This is a genomic window from Limnobaculum parvum, assembly GCF_003096015.2.
GTDB lineage: Bacteria > Pseudomonadota > Gammaproteobacteria > Enterobacterales > Enterobacteriaceae > Limnobaculum > Limnobaculum parvum.
In genome coordinates this window covers 3445718-3465259 of sequence record NZ_CP029185.2, presented here as the reverse complement: position 1 = coordinate 3465259, position 19542 = coordinate 3445718, and the positions used below count along the sequence as shown (strand labels likewise).

Genomic DNA, 19542 nt, shown 5'->3' with positions numbered 1-19542 from the left:
CGTACTCCGGATAGGCCTATGTGAACAGTTCATATCCGGGCCCTTTTCCTCCATTTGATAGAGGGACTTTATACAGAGGGACATTGCTGGTTTTTTTGGTAAGTATTCTGATCGATAATCGCCGTTAATCCATTATCATCAATATATTATTAGAGAAGATTGTTATTATTTTTCCCGTCTTCGTAATCCTTTAAATATTTTTCTAGAGGGTATGCTGTTCCTAATGTGTGGATATCACCGCTATCTTTATCAATTATGAATGGAGCATTTCCAGTAAGCTGATCTGAAAAATTCCCTGTTTCAAAATATTTACGAGACTGAAAGCAAAAAAACCATCCTTCGGAAAAGCGCCCCTGAAGAGTCATAACAGCAGGAATACCTATATTTTCTAAATAGTCATTAGCTTTTTTTACTGCTTCATCAAAAGTTATCATTAATTTGTTCTCAATAATTGGAATGATTTAAACTGGCTAAGATCAGCAGATTTACCTATTTGTCCGTCAAGAAATCTAATTGTGCCATTTTGGTTAACAACATTAAATACATGTCCGACTTGGCCCGGTCCATATGAACCAAACACAATTCCTCTTGCTCCTGAACCTTCATTTATCATTTGTTGAGTAATATCTTTAGATGAAGATACATATTTAAATTTGGTACCAAAGTGTTTCTCTAAAACAGTTAAAGGAACGCCACTAGTCGAATATATAGGTAATGCTGAAGCAGGATTTCCCCCCAAAGTAGCATCCGTTGCTATAACGCAATTCGTACAGTTATGAGTGCGTCCTAATATAGGGTAGCCGGGATTAACATTTCGAATTGAACCCGCACTTTCTTCGGTAATTGATATCTCATGCGTTACAGCAATATCATCAACCACACCGCTCCGACTAACCGGTACCGCATTATCAATCAATCCACCCGCATAACGACTTGCCCCCGCAGCCCCACTAATCTGCATTAGGCTATAAACAATTTCCGAGTACTCACGCGGCACCCCAAAACTTTCCAGCAACTGCGCCCCAGCAGTATGAGTGCTCAGACTTCCAGTGATGACGGCATTACTACCCGTATAAGCAGTATCCAACCCTGATGCAGTTAGCCCTACACCGTATAAACAACCAACACCGGTAGTACAAAGCCCCGTTCCCGCAATAGCCTGAACTTCACCGCCGACGGTCATCACTAATCCGGTCGCCCGATTGGTAACGGCATAGGTATTATCCAGCCGTAACGTCAGGTCGCTCACATAATCGCGAGAGGAATAGTCAAATAATGGCAACTCGGCCTGCTGATTCATCCCTCCGGCATACACCGGGACATAAGCGGTTTGCATGGCAAGTAACGCACGTTCTGCCGCAAACTCATCGCTGGCCCCCAGAGTTTCAAAGGCCAACATATCGTTGTAACTTTGGCTTCCCACCTCAAACTCTGCCGAGCACTTCTCTAACGCACAGGCTGCTGCGAACAGGCGATCTTTCTTCTCTTTATCTCCACCCGCCAGTTCATCAATGCGTTCCAACTGCGACTTGTGAAGCTGACGGTTATTCTGGTCAATAATATTGGCAACGTTCGCCCCAGTATTCGCACCGTCGGCGGTGTTGGTGATGATGGCACCCACGCTACCGCCGATGATACGGGCCAGCCCGTTATCATCCACATAGAACAGCTTCTCACCGTTTTGCACCTGACGCTGTTCTTCCGGCGTTAGTGCAAAACCGCCAATCACACCCGAAGCCAACTCAGTGGCAAAACCCGCGCCCGCGCCAGCGGCAAAATCACCGCCGGTCAGCTCGGCAATCAACCCACCGTTCAGGCCGTGGATCACCGATTTACCAAAGGAACCATCGCCGCCAAACAGCGCCGCATTCTCCCCGATATACCACGACGAAGCGCGGCCCAGCTCGTTACCGGCGTTAAACATCAAACTGGTACCGAATGATTCAAGGAAGTTGCTGCCGTTAATGGCAGTGTCCACCCCGGCGGAAATACCGGAATGCACCACGGTGCGCTGGGCGATATCCCAACTGCTTAACTGACTGTTGCCTGTCCACCAAGTATCAAAACTCGGCTGACTCACCGGCGTAATGGTCGCAATTTGCTCGGTGGTGCTGCCTGCGGTGTAGGAGGTAGACGCCGCTTTACCACTTTGCGACCAGCCCATCTGCGTATCCACACCGGCAATCACACCCGCCGCAACCACCGAGGCCGCCAGACTCTTCACGTTATCTTTCGAGCCTAAGTCCTTCAGAACTTTACCCACATCCCCCTGATTATTAATCAATGAGAGAGTAGCCTGCGCGGCTAACGCCTGAACCGCCGCTGCCGTAGCGGCAGAAACGGCCGCCGCCGTTGTCGCGCCAGCGGCGGCCACAGTGGATGTCCCTGCAACCGCCCCGCCTGCCGCAGCCCCCGCACCTGCCGTACACACCGTAACGACAATCGCAATCACCGCCGCTGCCGCCGGGCTCAGGCTCTCGCTGTCATACTCCCAATCATCGTAGGCATCTTGAACCGCATGCCACTCAACATCATTACGTACCGCCAATTCGGCGACCCAAGCGGTTTCCGGCGCGCTTTCCATTTGCTCCAGCGCAGTGCTTAAACTCTGGGCTGATGACTGACGAATATCGGCACGAATGCCTTTCTCCGCTTGAATGGTTAACTCACCGCCCTGAGTGATTTCACCAAATTGCTGGGTAGTATTGTTATGACCGTGACCGGCAACCCGGGTGGTCACGCTGCTGGATTTTGAATCCACCTTCAGGAAATCGGTGTTTTCAACCGCGCTAAACTGGATCTGCCCGCCGGTGCTGGTCAGGGCGATGTCATTGCCCGCATTCAGTTTGCTGGCCTGATACAGGCTATCGCCGCCGCTGGTGATGGCAATATTGTTGCCTGCGTTCAGCTCGCTGGCTTTATGAGTGGTGCTGGAACGCTCTTCCTCATAGGATTTACTGCTTAAGAAGCCACCGGTTTTGGTTTTTTCATAGTAGTAGCTGGATTCTTCCGCCGTCAGCAGACGCAAATCTCCCTCGGCCTGAAGACGAATATCCCCACCGGCGCCGATCTGCGTGGCCTGTAATGTGGCGTCGTTTCCGGCACCGATCAGCACGTTCTGACCCGCGTTAATCTCGGTGGATTGCTGAGTGACCTGTTGCTCAATTTTATAACCGCCGTTGATACGGGTTCGGTCATAGCTGGATTCGGCATCCGACAGCAGCGTCAGGTCGTTACCCGCCACTAACAGCACATTATCTTTGGCATTGAGCGTACTGGCCTGCATAACGATATCGTTACCGGCATTCACAATCAGATTATGACCCGACTGAATGTCGCTGCTCTGCACATCGGTAGTGGCGTGCTGTAACTTACCGTCTTTCGCTTGAGAGGTCTGGTCTCGAGCGGAGAGGATGGCGATATCCTCTTTAGCCTGTAACGTTATGTTATCGTTGGCGCGAATATCACTGGCGATCACGCTGATGCTGTCGCCCGCCGTCAGGGTGACGGCACCATCGGTTGCGTTGATATGGCTCTTTTGCTGATGGATATCCAGCCGATGATCGCCCGGCGTGGTAGTGAAACCGGTGCGTAAGTTCACCGTTTCATTGGCGGCGATATCAATATTGTCACCGGCATTCAGCGTGACATTTTGCCCGGCGCTGAGTTCCGCCCCGGTAATCTGAATATCGTTTGCTGCGGAAATCCCCAAATTCTCTTTGGCGTGAATACCGGCAGTGATACCGGAAACCCCAAAGGAGAGGGCAGTGTTAGCGTTCTGGCTGCTTTCGCTACCATCGGCGTTGATATGGGTTTGTTGATGTAAGGTTTGATTAATTACATTGCCATCAAGGCTTTGTAGCGTGACGTTACGTCCTTCAATAGTGCCACTCAGGTTTTGGATATCGTTTTTAGCGATGACCGTCAGGTTATCCCCCGCCTGAATTAGCCCTTCGCGGTTGATAAGGGCGTCACGGCTAACCATATGCAACATGCCGTCAGCCTTGATGGTGCCGCCGTCATTGTGAATATCACCGGCGGTAATGGCTACATGTTGAGCGCTGATAACGCTGCCGCTGACATTGGATTGATCCGCCGCCACCAGATCGGGTCTGAGCTAGATACTTCTTAACACTTGAGTAAGCGTAGGAGTGATATAAGCACAAAGATCATTCGACATAAAACACCCCACTTAAGTGGCTAAATTGAGCGAGACGTCTATTTTTACGCCTTTGGTACGTAATCAGGATCTTCATCATCACTATCCCAGAATTTAGTCGGTATTGCATATTTGCTATTATTAATTACTGGACACCATCCAAAATCATTATAAAAAACAAATAAATCAACCACTTCATAACTATTTTCCGTTTTTTCACCTAATGTTATTAAGGCTGGTTCGTCGTGTGTGTAAGTACCTCCAGCTCTAGCTATTGCACGCTCTTCTAATAATTTTCGATCCCACAATAAAACAGTACCAACGGTCTGTGGAAAAACAACTGAAAATATAATTTCAAATCTATCGGAAACTCTAATTGTACAAGGTATATTTTTCTGTTTAGTTAAAGAACCTGTAATTAGATTATTTGGAAAATCTATATGTATAATCATTTTTGCCATCCTTTAGGAACAACAACGTCCCCTGTGAAATTCTTTTCAAATGTACTTACTGGGCTAAAATATTGTTTACCCCAAGGATCTCTTATTGCGACTACAGATATTCCATTTCGTGTTGTAACTCCGTCAACAACAACAAAATGAGAGAAACTACTTCCACCTGTCTTATCTACTATACGGACAATAATTGGTGTCCCATTAGCAGTATAACGAGTTAAATCACTTACAGTACGGTTAACCCAAGCAGCAGCACTAACACCTTCACTTTTTAATATATTAGCAACTTGTAGTGAGGTTATACCACCCGCTTCAGGTGGGACTTTTGAAATTAATCCTATAATATCAACAGGTTTACCCAGTGTGTCCAATACCATTCCACAAGTATTATGCCCACACGTTGGTGAAACACCTTGATTCACAACTAACCTATCACCGTTACGAGGTATAGCGTCGTCTAATAGAGGATGTCGCGAAGTTGACATCCCAGCAGTATCCAAGACATTACCAGCGGTTGTTGTAACTTGCCCTTCCTTGGTAATACTCAGGTTTAAAATTTCACCGGTTTTAACCGATTTAACGGCTATTGTCGTTATCCCTGCGACACTCACGCCAGCATATACCAGTTCCGAATATTCAGCAGGAACACCCATTGTTTCTAACAGACCCGCGCCGATTGTTTTGTTTGGGCTTCCTGAAACTAAGGTGTTTGTACCCGCATTGAGATTATCAAACCCAACTGAGGCAACGATGACACCCGCAGCACATGTGATTACACCCACACAGGCGACACCTCCTCCGATGATTTCTGCTGCACCCGTGGTGGCCTGTATTAATCCCCCTCCGCGCGTTGTGAGTTGGTATTCACCATTGGCATACACTGCACCATCTAAAATAGCGCTTGCGTTGCTGTACTGGAACATAGCAAAGTCCTGTACAACTCTCTCACCGGTTAGCGGGTCGGTATAGCTCACGAGGAACTTTTCTTGGGACAGTTGTTCACGAAGAGCGGCATATTCTGGCCGGTTGCCAGCCAGTTCTAATGCTTCATAAGCAGCCTTCTCAGCCGTACCTTCCGCAAACTCTGCCGAACATTTCACTAACGCACAGGCCGCTGCCGTCAGCTGTTTTTCTTTATCTTCATCGCCACCCGCTAGCTCTTTAAGCCGTTCCTTTTCCGTCTGGTGAAGCTGCCGATTATTCTGATCGATAATCGTCGCAACGTTCGCCCCTGTATTCGCACCGTCGGCGGTGTTGGTGATGATGGCACCCACGCTACCGCCGATGATACGGGCCAGCCCGTTATCATCCACATAGAACAGCTTCTCACCGTTTTGCACCTGACGCTGTTCTTCCGGCGTTAACGCAAAACCGCCAATCACACCCGAAGCCAACTCGGTAGCAAAACCCGCGCCCGCGCCAGCGGCAAAATCACCGCCGGTCAGTTCGGCAATCAACCCGCCGTTCAGGCCGTGGATCACCGATTTACCAAAGGAACCATCGCCGCCAAACAGCGCCGCATTCTCCCCGATATACCACGACGAAGCGCGGCCCATCTCGTTACCGGCGTTAAACATCAAACTGGTACCGAATGATTCAAGGAAGTTGCTGCCGTTAATGGCAGTGTCCACCCCGGCGGAAATACCGGAATGCACCACGGTGCGCTGGGCGATATCCCAACTGCTTAACTGACTGTTGCCTGTCCACCAAGTATCAAAACTCGGCTGACTCACCGGCGTAATGGTCGCAATTTGCTCGGTGGTGCTGCCTGCGGTGTAGGAGGTAGACGCCGCTTTACCACTTTGCGACCAGCCCATCTGCGTATCCACACCGGCAATCACACCCGCCGCAACCACCGAGGCCGCCAGACTCTTCACGTTATCTTTCGAGCCTAAGTCCTTCAGAACTTTACCCACATCTCCCTGATTATTAATCAATGAGAGAGTAGCCTGCGCGGCTAACGCCTGAACCGCCGCTGCCGTAGCGGCAGAAACGGCCGCCGCCGTTGTCGCGCCAGCGGCGGCCACAGTGGATGTCCCTGCAACCGCCCCGCCTGCCGCAGCCCCCGCACCCGCCGTACACACCGTAACGACAATGGCAATCACTGCCGCTGCCGCCGGGCTCAGGCTCTCGCTGTCATACTCCCAATCATCGTAGGCATCTTGAACCGCATGCCACTCAACATCATTACGTACCGCCAATTCGGCGACCCAAGCGGTTTCCGGCGCGCTTTCCATTTGCTCCAGCGCAGCGCTTAAACTCTGGGCTGATGACTGACGAATATCGGCACGAATGCCTTTCTCCGCCTGAATAGTTAACTCACCGCCCTGAGTGATTTCACCAAATTGTTGGGTAGTATTGTTATGACCATGACCGGCAACCCGGGTGGTCACGCTGCTGGATTTTGAATCCACCTTCAGGAAATCGGTGTTTTCAACCGCGCTAAACTGGATCTGCCCGCCGGTGCTGGTCAGGGCGATGTCATTGCCCGCATTCAGTTTGCTGGCCTGATACAGGCTATCGCCGCCGCTGGTGATGGCGATGTTGTTGCCTGCGTTCAGCTCGCTGGCTTTATGAGTGGTGCTGGAACGCTCTTCCTCATAGGATTTACTGCTTAAGAAGCCACCGGTTTTGGTTTTTTCATAGTAGTAGCTGGATTCTTCCGCCGTCAGCAGACGCAAATCTCCCTCGGCCTGAAGACGAATATCCCCACCGGCGCCGATCTGCGTGGCCTGTAATGTGGCGTCGTTTCCGGCACCGATCAGCACGTTCTGACCCGCATTAATCTCGGTAGATTGCTGAGTGACCTGTTGCTCAATTTTATAACCGCCGTTGATACGGGTTCGGTCATAGCGGGATTCGGCATCCGACAGCAGCGTCAGGTCGTTACCCGCCACTAACAGCACATTATCTTTGGCATTGAGCGTACTGGCCTGCATAACGATATCGTTACCGGCATTCACAATCAGATTATGACCCGACTGAATGTCGCTGCTCTGCACATCGGTAGTGGCGTGCTGTAACTTACCGTCTTTCGCTTGAGAGGTCTGGTCTCGAGCGGAGAGGATGGCGATATCCTCTTTAGCCTGTAACGTTATGTTATCGTTGGCGCGAATATCACTGGCGATCACGCTGATGCTGTCGCCCGCCGTCAGGGTGACGGCACCATCGGTTGCATTGATATGGCTCTTTTGCTGATGGATATCCAGCCGATGATCGCCTTGGGTGGTCGTGAAGCCAGTGCGTAAGTTCACCGTTTCATTGGCGGTGATATCAATATTTTCACCGGCATTCAGCGTGACATTTTGCCCGGCGCTGAGTTCCGCCCCGGTAATCTGAATATCGTTTGCTGCGGAAATCCCCAAATTCTCTTTGGCGTGAATACCGGCAGTGATACCGGAAACCCCAAAGGAGAGGGCGGTGTTAGCGTTCTGGCGGCTTTCGCTACCATCGGCGTTGATATGGGTTTGTTGATGTAAGGTTTGATTAATTACATTGCCATCAAGGCTTTGTAGTGTGACGTTACGTCCTTCAATGGTGCCACTCAGGTTTTGGATATCGTTTTTAGCGATGACCGTCAGGTTATCCCCCGCCTGAATTAGCCCTTCGCGGTTGATAAGGGCGTCACGGCTGACCATATGCAACATGCCGTCAGCCTTGATGGTGCCGCCGTCATTGTGAATATCACCGGCGGTAATGGCTACATGTTGAGCGCTGATAACGCTGCCGCTGACATTGGATTGATCCGCCGCCACCAGATAGAGCTTCGGAGCCAGTACGGTTTGACCGTTAATGGTGACGGGTTCCCACCAGACGATACTGTGACTCAGTTGGGCAATCTGCTTGTCGCTCAGGCTGACACCCAATGCCAGCCCGAGGCCGTTAGCGGCTTGGGCTGCGTTATCAATCAGCCAGCGCATTTGGCTTAAATCGCTGCCGACACCGCCGATATAGCGCTGTCCGGTTTGCCGCAAAATGGCATCGGTAATGTAGCGCGTGTCATACCAGGCATCCCCCAAAAAGCGATAGCGTGATTCTGGCTGTAAGCCCAGTTGATTGAGGAAGTAGGCGGAGCCGAGGTACTGGTTAACGTCAGTCCATTGAGCGCCGGTTTCATGGGGTGGGCCAAAGGTTGGCTGGCGGCCCATCAGGCGGTCTAGCACGCTAAAGCCAGCAATTTGACTGGAGCGTCCGCCCAGCGACAGATAGCCCAGCTCACCTAATGCCGGATTAGCGGTGATCAGATAAGGGCTGTCTGGGTCTAAATTCCAGACAAACAGGCCATTGTTTCCGGTTGGTACCGGGAATCCGTTCGCAGTAGGGATAGCGCCAGGCAGGGTATGTTCAATGCCGGAACGCGGGTCCAGACTATCCAGACCGGTCGGTGCGCTGAGGGTTGGCGCAAAAATATAGACGCACATTGGCGTCTATAAGTTTTAGTGATAATGGCGGATCTGAAATTATCCGTTGCTGGTATAAAGCACTGAAAATAACGCCGCCATTTTCTCGTGTAAGATAAACTGTAGCGACTCTTTTACCGGGGCTTCTTCCAGTTTAACCACCACGCTAATCAGGGCGAGGCACTGCTCCGCCAGTTCTAATGGATCGCTTGATGCCAGATTGTTTGATGCGATATCCGTTGAATTAAGCATAGGAATTTACCTCGCTCAATGAACAACCGGCTACGACAGAAGATCGTTTATTGGATCCGGATCGGAAATAAGATCTGATGGGTATAAATTTAGAGTGAGTTTGGGTATGCTCTTTAACAGCCATGATGTTACCTCCCAGTAACGTTGTGGTCAGAAACCCCGTTAGTGTTAGTCGCACTGCGGGGTTTTGCTTTTCCGGCGAAATATTCACCTGCTTGACTACGGTATATTTATCCAGCAATTGGGTCAATTGGTGGAAGACCGTTTTAGTGGGGGAATGTTATATTTTGGGGATGTATCGCAAAAAGGGACGTGGACAAGAACCCGTCACAAGCACAACCCAGTTTAAAGAACCCCAAAAGCGTTATTATACAGTGGGTTATACTCCTAACTTGGGCAAGAAAGCACCCTGTCCGAAGCTGACCATCAGCGGTTATTGGCTGGAACAGTTTGGATTCACCACCGGCCAGCCGGTCACCGTCACTACGGAACGGGGACGGTTAGTGATTGAGACTGAGATTAAATTCTGACGGCTAAAAAGCGTAATTCCGGCTCGATGACCGGGATTCGCTCAATAAAAGTCATCTTGCGTCAGTTGCCTTCCTGTAGCGACAATCTCATCTTTATCAAAGGATAAGAGATATTCCTCATCATAAAGTTTCACAGAGTAACCATAAAGAATTCCATTTTCCTCACTTACTCCCATAACACCCCCTTTCTTCCCCACATACTTCTTATTTTTACTATTACAACCAGATAAGACCTCGACTTCTTGATAAAAATTTATCTTACTAACCATATAAGCAACCTTATGTGTTATTTGTGAGTTATTTTTCCATCTAAGGACACATCGAACCAATCTATGCCATCTCTATTTCTAGGCTCATATTTTTTATTAAGATCTATGGATATCCATTTTTTATTATTTTCCACCGTCATCTCTTCGACATGTAAAGATAACTCACCTGATATTGAATTAATTTTTATATAACCTTTTATTTTTGCATGGTGAAATAAACGTGAAACACCACCATATAGACTGACATTACGCTCAAGGTTGTCTGAAAGGTTATCATTTTCAATGAAAATAGAAGGGGGATTTGAATAATCACTTCCATAATTTAAATTAATTAGATATAACCTTCCATCATTGAAATAAACAACATGCCCTTCAACCAACACCGGCTCATTTGTAATTTCTTGATTAATTAATTCGTTAACATTTATCATTTAAGAACGATTTCATTATAGTTCATTTTGCTTTCCAGAAAAGCAGTTCGAATTTCTGTTGCACCAGAATAATTTTACCTTGAATTTACTCCTACCAAGTAATTTTATAAATTAATAATAATCAATTACCTATGAGGTTATTTCAATGCAAATATGCTAGCGAATTATAATCACCTTGTTTTCATTTGTTTTCATTTGTTTATTTGAAAACAAGGTGAGCATCAAATCGAAGATAGTGGATTTATATTATATTGTTATAATCATACATATACTCTTGATGTTCCAAATATGTCCATATATGACCATCTAATTTATCCACATAAATAACACCACCAGCTTTATCAGGAGGGTTATTTGTTATGGGAAATGTCCAGTATAGAGGGATCTGAGCATCATGGTATGTATTATCTTCTCTTGTTTCTAAACCCTTGGATAATCCATACTCTTTTGCAGAATTAAATCCATCAGTAACACTTAAAAGAGTATTATCACGATAACGTATAGGCACATTTAGAGCTACCACACCTTCTTTTTTTAGTTCTATAACTACGGAGACTAGTGTAATTCGCTCTACATTTAAGCCTAAATAGCCGGAATAAAATTTCCCCGGAATATATAAAAAACTTTTGTCGAATATAGTCAAATGCCTAAAATGATTAGTATTAGTCTCATTTTTTATAAATAGGTCACATATATTTTTCATTTTTCTCTCCTTAATTTTTAATAATGACGCCATTGCCAGTAAGCAACTCTTCTAGCTTACTGACCGGTGCTGAATATGAAGAGCCTATACCCAGTGGCCAAGGATCTCGAATAAATGCTTTTCCATCTTTGACGGAATCAACAACAACTGCATGTATATCGTTGTTTGCATTCTTGATATTCACAATGATAGATGATCCACTATTAACTTCGTGGGTAATAGTCTTAGTTGTAATATTGTCTGTAAAAGTTGCATTTCCTTTCAAACCAAGTTCTTTTAGTCCATTAGGAACATCTGACAAAAATGTGCCATCCGGACCTGTTTTTATGTAATAGCGAATGTATGCCTCTGGGGTATCATCCAAATTAGCCGCCATACGACAACTGGCAGCAACACATGAACTTTCATCTAATTGCCCATACACTATTTTATCTTTTGGTGGTGTATACGGGCCAATATCTGCTTTTGAAAAGAAGTTTTCACCATTACCAGCTTTAGTAACTTGCCCTTCTTTGGTAATACTCAGGTTTAAAATTTCACCGGTTTTAACCGATTTAACGGCTATTGTCGTTATCCCTGCGACACTCACGCCAGCATATACCAGTTCCGAATATTCAGCAGGAACACCCATTGTTTCTAACAGACCCGCGCCGATTGTTTTGTTTGGGCTTCCTGAAACTAAGGTGTTTGTACCCGCATTGAGATTATCAAACCCAACTGAGGCAACGATGACACCCGCAGCACATGTGATTACACCCACACAGGCGACACCTCCTCCGATGATTTCTGCTGCACCCGTGGTGGCCTGTATTAATCCCCCTCCGCGCGTTGTGAGTTGGTATTCACCATTGGCATACACTGCACCATCTAAAATAGCGCTTGCGTTGCTGTACTGGAACATAGCAAAGTCCTGTAAAACTCTCTCACCGGTTAGCGGGTCGGTATAGCTCACGAGGAACTTTTCTTGGGACAGTTGTTCACGAAGAGCGGCATATTCTGGCCGGTTGCCAGCCAGTTCTAATGCTTCATAAGCAGCCTTCTCAGCCGTACCTTCCGCAAACTCTGCCGAACATTTCACTAACGCACAGGCCGCTGCCGTCAGCTGTTTTTCTTTATCTTCATCGCCACCCGCTAGCTCTTTAAGCCGTTCCTTTTCCGTCTGGTGAAGCTGACGGTTATTCTGGTCAATAATATTGGCAACGTTCGCCCCAGTATTCGCACCGTCGGCGGTGTTGGTGATGATGGCACCCACGCTACCGCCGATGATACGGGCCAGCCCGTTATCATCCACATAGAACAGCTTCTCACCGTTTTGCACCTGACGCTTTTCTTCCGGCGTTAGTGCAAAACCGCCAATCACACCCGAAGCCAACTCGGTAGCAAAACCCGCGCCCGCGCCAGCGGCAAAATCACCGCCGGTCAGCTCGGCAATCAACCCACCGTTCAGGCCGTGGATCACCGATTTACCAAAGGAACCATCGCCACCAAACAGCGCCGCATTCTCCCCGATATACCACGACGAAGCGCGGCCCATCTCGTTACCGGCGTTAAACATCAAACTGGTACCGAATGATTCAAGGAAGTTGCTGCCGTTAATGGCAGTGTCCACTCCGGCGGAAATACCGGAATGCACCACGGTGCGCTGGGCGATATCCCAACTGCTTAACTGACTATTGCCCGTCCACCAAGTATCAAAACTCGGCTGACTCACCGGCGTAATGGTCGCAATTTGCTCGGTGGTACTGCCTGCGGTGTAGGAGGTAGACGCCGCTTTACCACTTTGCGACCAGCCCATCTGCGTATCCACACCGGCAATCACCCCCGCCGCAACCACCGAAGCCGCCAGACTCTTCACGTTATCTTTCGAGCCTAAGTCCTTCAGTACCTTACCCACATCTCCCTGATTATTAATCAATGAGAGAGTAGCCTGCGCCGCTAACGCCTGAACCGCCGCTGCCGTAGCGGCAGAAATGGCCGCCGCCGTTGTCGCGCCAGCGGCGGCCACAGTGGATGTCCCTGCAACCGCCCCGCCTGCCGCAGCCCCCGCACCTGCCGTACATACCGTAACAACAATCGCAATCACTGCCGCTGCCGCCGGGCTCAGGCTCTCGCTGTCATACTCCCAATCATCGTAGGCATCTTGAACCGCATGCCACTCAACATCATTACGTACCGCCAATTCGGCGACCCAAGCGGTTTCCGGCGCGCTTTCCATTTGCTCCAGCGCAGTGCTTAAACTCTGGGCTGATGACTGACGAATATCGGCACGAATGCCTTTCTCCGCTTGAATGGTTAACTCACCGCCCTGAGTGATTTCACCAAACTGCTGGGTGGTATTGTTATGACCATGACCGGCAACCCGGGTGGTCACGCTGCTGGATTTTGAATCTACCTTCAGGAAATCGGTGTTTTCAACCGCGCTAAACTGAATCTGCCCGCCGGTGCTGGTCAGGGCGATGTCATTGCCCGCATTCAGTTTGCTGGCCTGATACAGGCTATCGCCGCCGCTGGTGATGGCGATGTTGTTGCCTGCGTTCAGCTCGCTGGCTTTATGAGTGGTGCTGGAACGCTCTTCCTCATAGGATTTACTGCTTAAGAAGCCACCGGTTTTGGTTTTTTCATAGTAGTAGCTGGATTCTTCCGCCGTCAGCAGACGCAAATCTCCCTCGGCCTGAAGACGAATATCCCCACCGGCGCCGATCTGCGTGGCCTGTAATGTGGCGTCGTTTCCGGCACCGATCAGCACGTTCTGACCCGCATTAATCTCGGTAGATTGCTGAGTGACCTGTTGCTCAATTTTATAACCGCCGTTGATACGGGTTCGGTCATAGCGGGATTCGGCATCCGACAGCAGCGTCAGGTCGTTACCCGCCACTAACAGCACATTATCTTTGGCATTGAGCGTACTGGCCTGCATAACGATATCGTTACCGGCATTCACAATCAGGTTATGACCCGACTGAATGTCGCTGCTCTGCACATCGGTAGTGGCGTGCTGTAACTTACCGTCTTTCGCTTGAGAGGTCTGGTCTCGAGCGGAGAGGATGGCGATATCCTCTTTAGCCTGTAACGTTATGTTATCGTTGGCGCGAATATCACTGGCGATCACGCTGATGCTGTCGCCCGCCGTCAGGGCGACGGCACCATCGGTTGCGTTGATATGGCTCTTTTGCTGATGGATATCCAGCCGATGATCGCCCGGCGTGGTAGTGAAACCGGTGCGTAAGTTCACCGTTTCATTGGCGGTGATATCAATATTGTCACCGGCATTCAGCGTGACATTTTGCCCGGCGCTGAGTTCCGCCCCGGTAATCTGAATATCGTTTGCTGCGGAAATCCCCAAATTCTCTTTGGCGTGAATACCGGCAGTGATACCGGAAACCCCAAAGGAGAGGGCGGTGTTAGCGTTCTGGCGGCTTTCGCTACCATCGGCGTTGATATGGGTTTGTTGATGTAAGGTTTGATTAATTACATTGCCATCAAGGCTTTGTAGTGTGACGTTACGTCCTTCAATGGTGCCACTCAGGTTTTGGATATCGTTTTTAGCGATGACCGTCAGGTTATCCCCCGCCTGAATTAGCCCTTCGCGGTTGATAAGGGCGTCACGGCTGACCATATGCAACATGCCGTCAGCCTTGATGGTGCCGCCGTCATTGTGAATATCACCGGCGGTAATGGCTACATGTTGAGCGCTGATAACGCTGCCGCTGACATTGGATTGATCCGCCGCCACCAGATAGAGCTTCGGAGCCAGTACGGTTTGACCGTTAATGGTGACGGGTTCCCACCAGACGATACTGTGACTCAGTTGGGCAATCTGCTTGTCGCTCAGGCTGACACCCAATGCCAGCCCGAGGCCGTTAGCGGCTTGGGCTGCGTTATCAATCAGCCAGCGCATTTGGCTTAAATCGCTGCCGACACCGCCGATATAGCGCTGTCCGGTTTGCCGCAAAATGGCATCGGTAATGTAGCGCGTGTCATACCAGGCATCCCCCAAAAAGCGATAGCGTGATTCTGGCTGTAAGCCCAGTTGATTGAGGAAGTAGGCGGAGCCGAGGTATTGGTTAACGTCAGTCCATTGAGCGCCGGTTTCATGGGGTGGGCCAAAGGTTGGCTGGCGGCCCATCAGGCGGTCTAGCACGCTAAAGCCAGCAATTTGACTGGAGCGTCCGCCCAACGACAGATAGCCCAGCTCACCTAATGCCGGATTAGCGGTGATCAGATAAGGGCTGTCTGGGTCTAAATTCCAGACAAACAGGCCATTGTTTCCGGTTGGTACCGGGAATCCGTTCGCAGTAGGGATAGCGCTAGGCAGGGTATGTTCAATGCCGGAACGTGGATCCAGATTATCCAGACCGGTCGGTGCGCTGAGGGTTGGCGCAATCTGCATGGAATAGGATTTGATGCTTTCGTTTCTGACCGCGTTCTGAACGTTGAGATTAACGATACGACCCGCTTCAACGGTGGAAAAATATTCCTCACCTTCGCTGGTGACGACATTATTGGCGGCTCGGGCGTATTTAACCGTCTTGTCTTCTCTGAGTTTATCGATCGAAACGTAATTACCAAAAACAAACTCATAAACGTAATAGGTCTCAGTGACCCCTTGTTTGGCGGAGAGGTTATTGAGTTCCTGAGCCGTAATATTGACATCACGGGCCGCCAGCAAGTGGCTAAACTGGTTGTCAATTACCCCAGCCTCAATATTCAGATCTCGTCCGGAAACGATTTTCCCCGTCGCTTCTATGGCTGAAAGCGTCACAATGGTGCGTGAAAGCAGCCCGGTTAACCGCAGATCCTTATCATTTTTAGGCGTATAGCGACAGCTTGGTGATCCATGTCCACTGCCTGCACCACCGCCCGCACCACCACCGCCAAGGCATGACGCCAGATCATCCATGGCTGGCGTACCCGGTGCGCCAACCCTCATCGTGATCTCAGTGGCTCCTCCACCTAGTACCGTATCGGAATAATCTTCAGTGGTAGTGGAAGCCTGCCCGTCACCTTCATTTTTGATATGCTCAGCTTTCAGCGTAATGTCGCCGGTTTGGGTCTCTATCACCCCCGAGCGGTTAATTATTTCCGCGCTCTTATTGCCCTGATAATCCTTCTGAATAGTCAGGTGACGTCCTGCCAGAATATTGCTCAGCAGGTTGCTAACCTGATTAGCGCACAGGTACATGTCGCGACCCGCATACAGGAAGGCATCATTGGTATTACTGAGGCCGCTATCGGCTTTCAGAAACAGGTCATTAAGGGAACCAATAAACCCGGTATTATCAATTTGGCTGCGGCTGGTGAGGTCAATGCTGCCGCCGGACTGAATTTTTCCCTGCTGGGCGATGGACTGAGCGCTGCCGGTGATTAAATTGCTGGCGGTAATGGAGGCACCGTTCTGATTGCTTAATTCGCCGCCTGCCGTCAGGCTAACAATATCACCGGAGATTTTCCCCTGATTGGTGAGTGCATTGGATGCTTCCAGATCCAGCAAATGACCATACAGTGTGCCCTGATTATTGATAGTCCCGTTAGTTTTCAGCCACAGTAAATTTTCACGACTGGCAATGGTGCCTTGTTGATCAAAGCGTTCCGCTCCGGTGAGGGTTAAGGTGATATCCCCATCCGCCAAAATATCGCCCTGTTGGCGCAGTGAATTCGCGGTGAGATCGAGCAAACCGCCGCTGTACAACCCGGCTTGCTGACTATTGATTACCTGACCATTTAAGGCATTTAGCCGTAGTTCACTGGCCCCAAACAGAATGCCGTTGTTTTCAAACGATCCCTGAGTCTGAAGGGTGACAACATCCCCGGAGATGTCGCCATTGTTAAGGCTTGAACCCGTTGAGCTCAGGAATATATCCAGATTATCGCGACCGGTGATTTTTCCGTTGTTGTCCAGCGTTGCGGCGCTCAGCGATACGTCACTGGCGTAGATCTCCGCATTGGCGTCATTGGTGAGCTGATTGAGCGTTAATACGCTTTCGCCAATGCTTTGGATTCTTCCCTGATTATTGAGCTGAGAAGCATTGATGACGAACGAACCGGCATTAAGTTGTGCAGTGGCGCCGTTAGTTAGCTGGTTAAGCGTCAGCGCACTTTCACCGGTACTTTGAATTACCCCCTGATTGTTCAACATCTCAGCGTCGAGGGTCAGCTCATTGGCGTACAACTGAGCGCCAGTCGCGTTGGTGAATTGATTAAGGGTAAATTGACTGGTGTTGGTACTTTGGATTAGCCCCTGATTGTAGAGGGTAGGGGCATTGATGGTTAGCTCCCCGGCATTCAGTGCCGCACCGGCACCGTTAACCAGTTGATTAACGGTCAATCGGCTATGGCCTGAACTCTGGATTACACCGGCGTTGTTCAGATTAAGCGCATTGATGCTTAACGCGTTGAAACTGGCCTGACCAAGCCAGTCGATGTCACCCGTTAGATTCCAGCTCGCGCTTTGAGCCGACATTTTTGCACTGCTGCCTGCGGTTAAGCGATCGCCCTGAAGTTCGAGGGTGCCGTTAGTTAAGTTTTTACCATTCAGTTCAAGGCGTGATGCATTCAGCACCAAACTGTCCTGTGCATTAAATACCGATTTTTCATCCTGTAACAGCGCTTGCCCAGTGAGGCTGATTTGTCCGGCGCTAAGGTGGGTGTTGTTGAGCTGAGTGTTGCCCGCCTGAATATTCAGTATTCCGCCGCTTTGCAGCTCTCCGTTGGCAGAAACACCGGTAGCGGTTAGCCCGTTAAGGCTGTTCCACTGTGGGGTGGTCAGATTGAGGAAATCGCCCGCCAGCAGCGAGCCTTGCTGGTTCAGCGCCTGACTGGCATTGAGGGTTAATGTCTGCTTGCCCCAGAGAACGCCCTGCGGCTCTAAGTTTAGCGTCTGCCCCTGAAAATAGACCTCATCAGCCATTAAGGCGCCAGACCATTGGCTTTGCTCGGCATGGATAGTGCTGGTTTTAGCGTTGATTGCCGCCTGAGTGTGGGTGGTCAGCTTTCGGGCGTTAATTTGCAGGTTTTGCTCGCTAACCAGCTCCCCGTTTAAAGTGATGTTGTCAGCCTGATAGTTAGCGCTGTGTTGTGCCAGCGAGCGGCTACCCGCGTCTTGAGTAATCGTTTGTGCTTTCAGGCTGAGGTTATTGCCATTGAGCGTGGCAGAATCCGTCAGGTGAATATCATTTGCCTGAACGTTCAGGTTGTTGGTTGCGCGGGTACCGCCGTGCAGAGTGACCTTGCCATCGGCAGACAGTTGAATGTCGCCACTTCTGGCAATCAGATTACCGGTATTAACACCGACGCCATGTTCGGTGGAGACCAGCCGAATGCGGTTGGCATACATGCCGCCTAGCGCTTTGGTATCGATGGCGACTTGAGGTGGGTTTCCATTCCCAGCCTGCGGCGTAATTTCACCGGTTTGCGTATTGACTCGGTTAGCACCGGCAATCACATCAATGTGTTTACCATGAATGTCTGCATTGATTTCCGCCGCTCGCGAGACAATGGCAAAATACTCCGTTTCTTTCGCATCAATGCCTTTACCATCGATGGTGATACTGCCTTGCTTAACATCCAGTTCTTTTAATCGGCCCTGTTCATCCAGCACCGGCTTACCGGTACTCAGCGTTGCCTGTGGGGTATTAATGAAACCGCAGCCATCACAGGTGATACCGTAAGGGTTCGCCACTATCACATTGGCGGCTTTGCCTCCGACTTCAATATAGCCTTTCAGCTCTGAACGATTTGGGGCGGTCACTTCATTAATAATCGCGCTGGCAGCGCCGTTACGCAGGTTAGGGTTATTTTGAATTATCCCTGCCTGCTGGCTTTGCAGCAGGCGTTCGGTATTGTTATTCAATACCACGCCATCAGGCCCAACGTTAAAGTGTTGATAGGTATTGTGTGATACGCCAGCCTGATTCGGCGCGGCAATATCAACAACGGGCACACCGTTACCGGCGGGGGTGACCTGACCATTATTAGGGCGGCCATCCATTTCAATCGCGGCGGCAAACGCAGGCCATACCGGTTGCCACACCAACATAGCGGAAAGCAGGTAAGTTAAAACGCGTTGATAGGGCTTAATGATTTTAGTGGTGTTCATTTCTGATTCCTTGAATATATTCTTTCAGAATGAAAGCGTTAACTGAGGATAACGTTGTCGGGATCTCGCCAGCTAAGAACAGATGTAAAGTGGGGCACTGAAACGTAATATTGAAACGTAATATATTGTTGTCACCGCTATCCATAGCAGAGATAACCATAAGTACTATAAGGAGATAACATCCCTGTCAGTTATTCAAGTATGAGTCATGGTAATTAGTTACCCATGATATAGTTACGATTGTATAG

At 49.4% G+C, this 19542-nt stretch carries 10 protein-coding genes; 1 reads left to right on the top strand and 9 read right to left on the bottom strand.

Going from position 1 to position 19542, the window contains the following annotated elements:
• Nucleotides 1–149: 149 nt before the first annotated feature.
• The 5 genes from HYN51_RS14615 to HYN51_RS14595 all read right to left on the bottom strand — a co-directional run bounded on the left by HYN51_RS14615 (nt 150) and on the right by HYN51_RS14595 (nt 9266).
• Entirely contained in the window at nt 150–434 is a 285-nt protein-coding gene (locus tag HYN51_RS14615) for a YrhB domain-containing protein (RefSeq protein ID WP_108900693.1), read from the bottom strand.
• Nucleotides 434–4102: a DUF637 domain-containing protein gene (locus HYN51_RS14610; protein ID WP_108900692.1), complete on the bottom strand. Its 3669-nt coding sequence runs from the start codon at nt 4100–4102 to the stop codon at nt 434–436. Before HYN51_RS14610 ends, HYN51_RS14615 begins: the two co-directional genes overlap by 1 nt.
• A gap of 122 nt (nt 4103–4224) precedes the next feature.
• Nucleotides 4225–4611: a hypothetical protein gene (locus HYN51_RS14605; protein ID WP_108900691.1), complete on the bottom strand. Its 387-nt coding sequence runs from the start codon at nt 4609–4611 to the stop codon at nt 4225–4227.
• Nucleotides 4608–9035: a DUF637 domain-containing protein gene (locus HYN51_RS14600; protein ID WP_108900690.1), complete on the bottom strand. Its 4428-nt coding sequence runs from the start codon at nt 9033–9035 to the stop codon at nt 4608–4610. The genes HYN51_RS14605 and HYN51_RS14600 overlap by 4 nt, the downstream gene beginning before the upstream one ends.
• A 39-nt stretch (nt 9036–9074) precedes the next feature.
• Nucleotides 9075–9266: a hypothetical protein gene (locus HYN51_RS14595; RefSeq protein ID WP_108900689.1), complete on the bottom strand. Its 192-nt coding sequence runs from the start codon at nt 9264–9266 to the stop codon at nt 9075–9077.
• A 374-nt stretch (nt 9267–9640) separates the two neighbouring features.
• Between HYN51_RS14595 and HYN51_RS14590 the strand changes: the two genes are divergently transcribed.
• On the top strand, nt 9641–9796 hold the full coding sequence (locus HYN51_RS14590) for a SymE family type I addiction module toxin (RefSeq protein ID WP_407936324.1): 156 nt from the start codon (nt 9641–9643) through the stop codon (nt 9794–9796).
• Between the two features lie 41 nt (nt 9797–9837).
• Here the strand turns inward: HYN51_RS14590 and HYN51_RS14585 are convergent, their stop codons facing one another.
• The 4 genes from HYN51_RS14585 to HYN51_RS14570 all read right to left on the bottom strand — a co-directional run bounded on the left by HYN51_RS14585 (nt 9838) and on the right by HYN51_RS14570 (nt 19294).
• Nucleotides 9838–10065, bottom strand: coding sequence for an Imm31 family immunity protein (locus HYN51_RS14585; RefSeq protein ID WP_108900687.1), 228 nt, complete (start codon nt 10063–10065; stop codon nt 9838–9840).
• Between the two features lie 17 nt (nt 10066–10082).
• Complete coding sequence (locus HYN51_RS14580; RefSeq protein ID WP_108900686.1) at nt 10083–10496, bottom strand: hypothetical protein; 414 nt, start codon at nt 10494–10496, stop codon at nt 10083–10085.
• Nucleotides 10497–10737: 241 nt separating this feature from the next.
• The gene (locus HYN51_RS14575) at nt 10738–11199 is read right to left on the bottom strand and encodes a hypothetical protein (protein WP_108900685.1); all 462 of its coding nucleotides are present in this window, start codon (nt 11197–11199) and stop codon (nt 10738–10740) included.
• 10 nt (nt 11200–11209) lie between these two features.
• Nucleotides 11210–19294, bottom strand: a complete 8085-nt coding sequence (locus HYN51_RS14570) for a two-partner secretion domain-containing protein (protein WP_108900684.1) — start codon at nt 19292–19294, stop codon at nt 11210–11212.
• Between the last annotated feature and the right edge of the window lie 248 nt (nt 19295–19542).

Bases quoted from the DNA above. Each gene is read 5' to 3' on its own strand.
- HYN51_RS14595 (WP_108900689.1), bottom strand. From the start codon at position 9,266: ATGCTTAATTCAACGGATATCGCATCAAACAATCTGGCATCAAGCGAT.
- HYN51_RS14575 (WP_108900685.1), bottom strand. From the start codon at position 11,199: ATGAAAAATATATGTGACCTATTTATAAAAAATGAGACTAATACTAAT.
- HYN51_RS14570 (WP_108900684.1), bottom strand. From the start codon at position 19,294: ATGAACACCACTAAAATCATTAAGCCCTATCAACGCGTTTTAACTTAC.
- HYN51_RS14605 (WP_108900691.1), bottom strand. From the start codon at position 4,611: ATGATTATACATATAGATTTTCCAAATAATCTAATTACAGGTTCTTTA.
- HYN51_RS14615 (WP_108900693.1), bottom strand. From the start codon at position 434: ATGATAACTTTTGATGAAGCAGTAAAAAAAGCTAATGACTATTTAGAA.
- HYN51_RS14580 (WP_108900686.1), bottom strand. From the start codon at position 10,496: ATGATAAATGTTAACGAATTAATTAATCAAGAAATTACAAATGAGCCG.
- HYN51_RS14600 (WP_108900690.1), bottom strand. From the start codon at position 9,035: ATGTGCGTCTATATTTTTGCGCCAACCCTCAGCGCACCGACCGGTCTG.
- HYN51_RS14585 (WP_108900687.1), bottom strand. From the start codon at position 10,065: ATGGTTAGTAAGATAAATTTTTATCAAGAAGTCGAGGTCTTATCTGGT.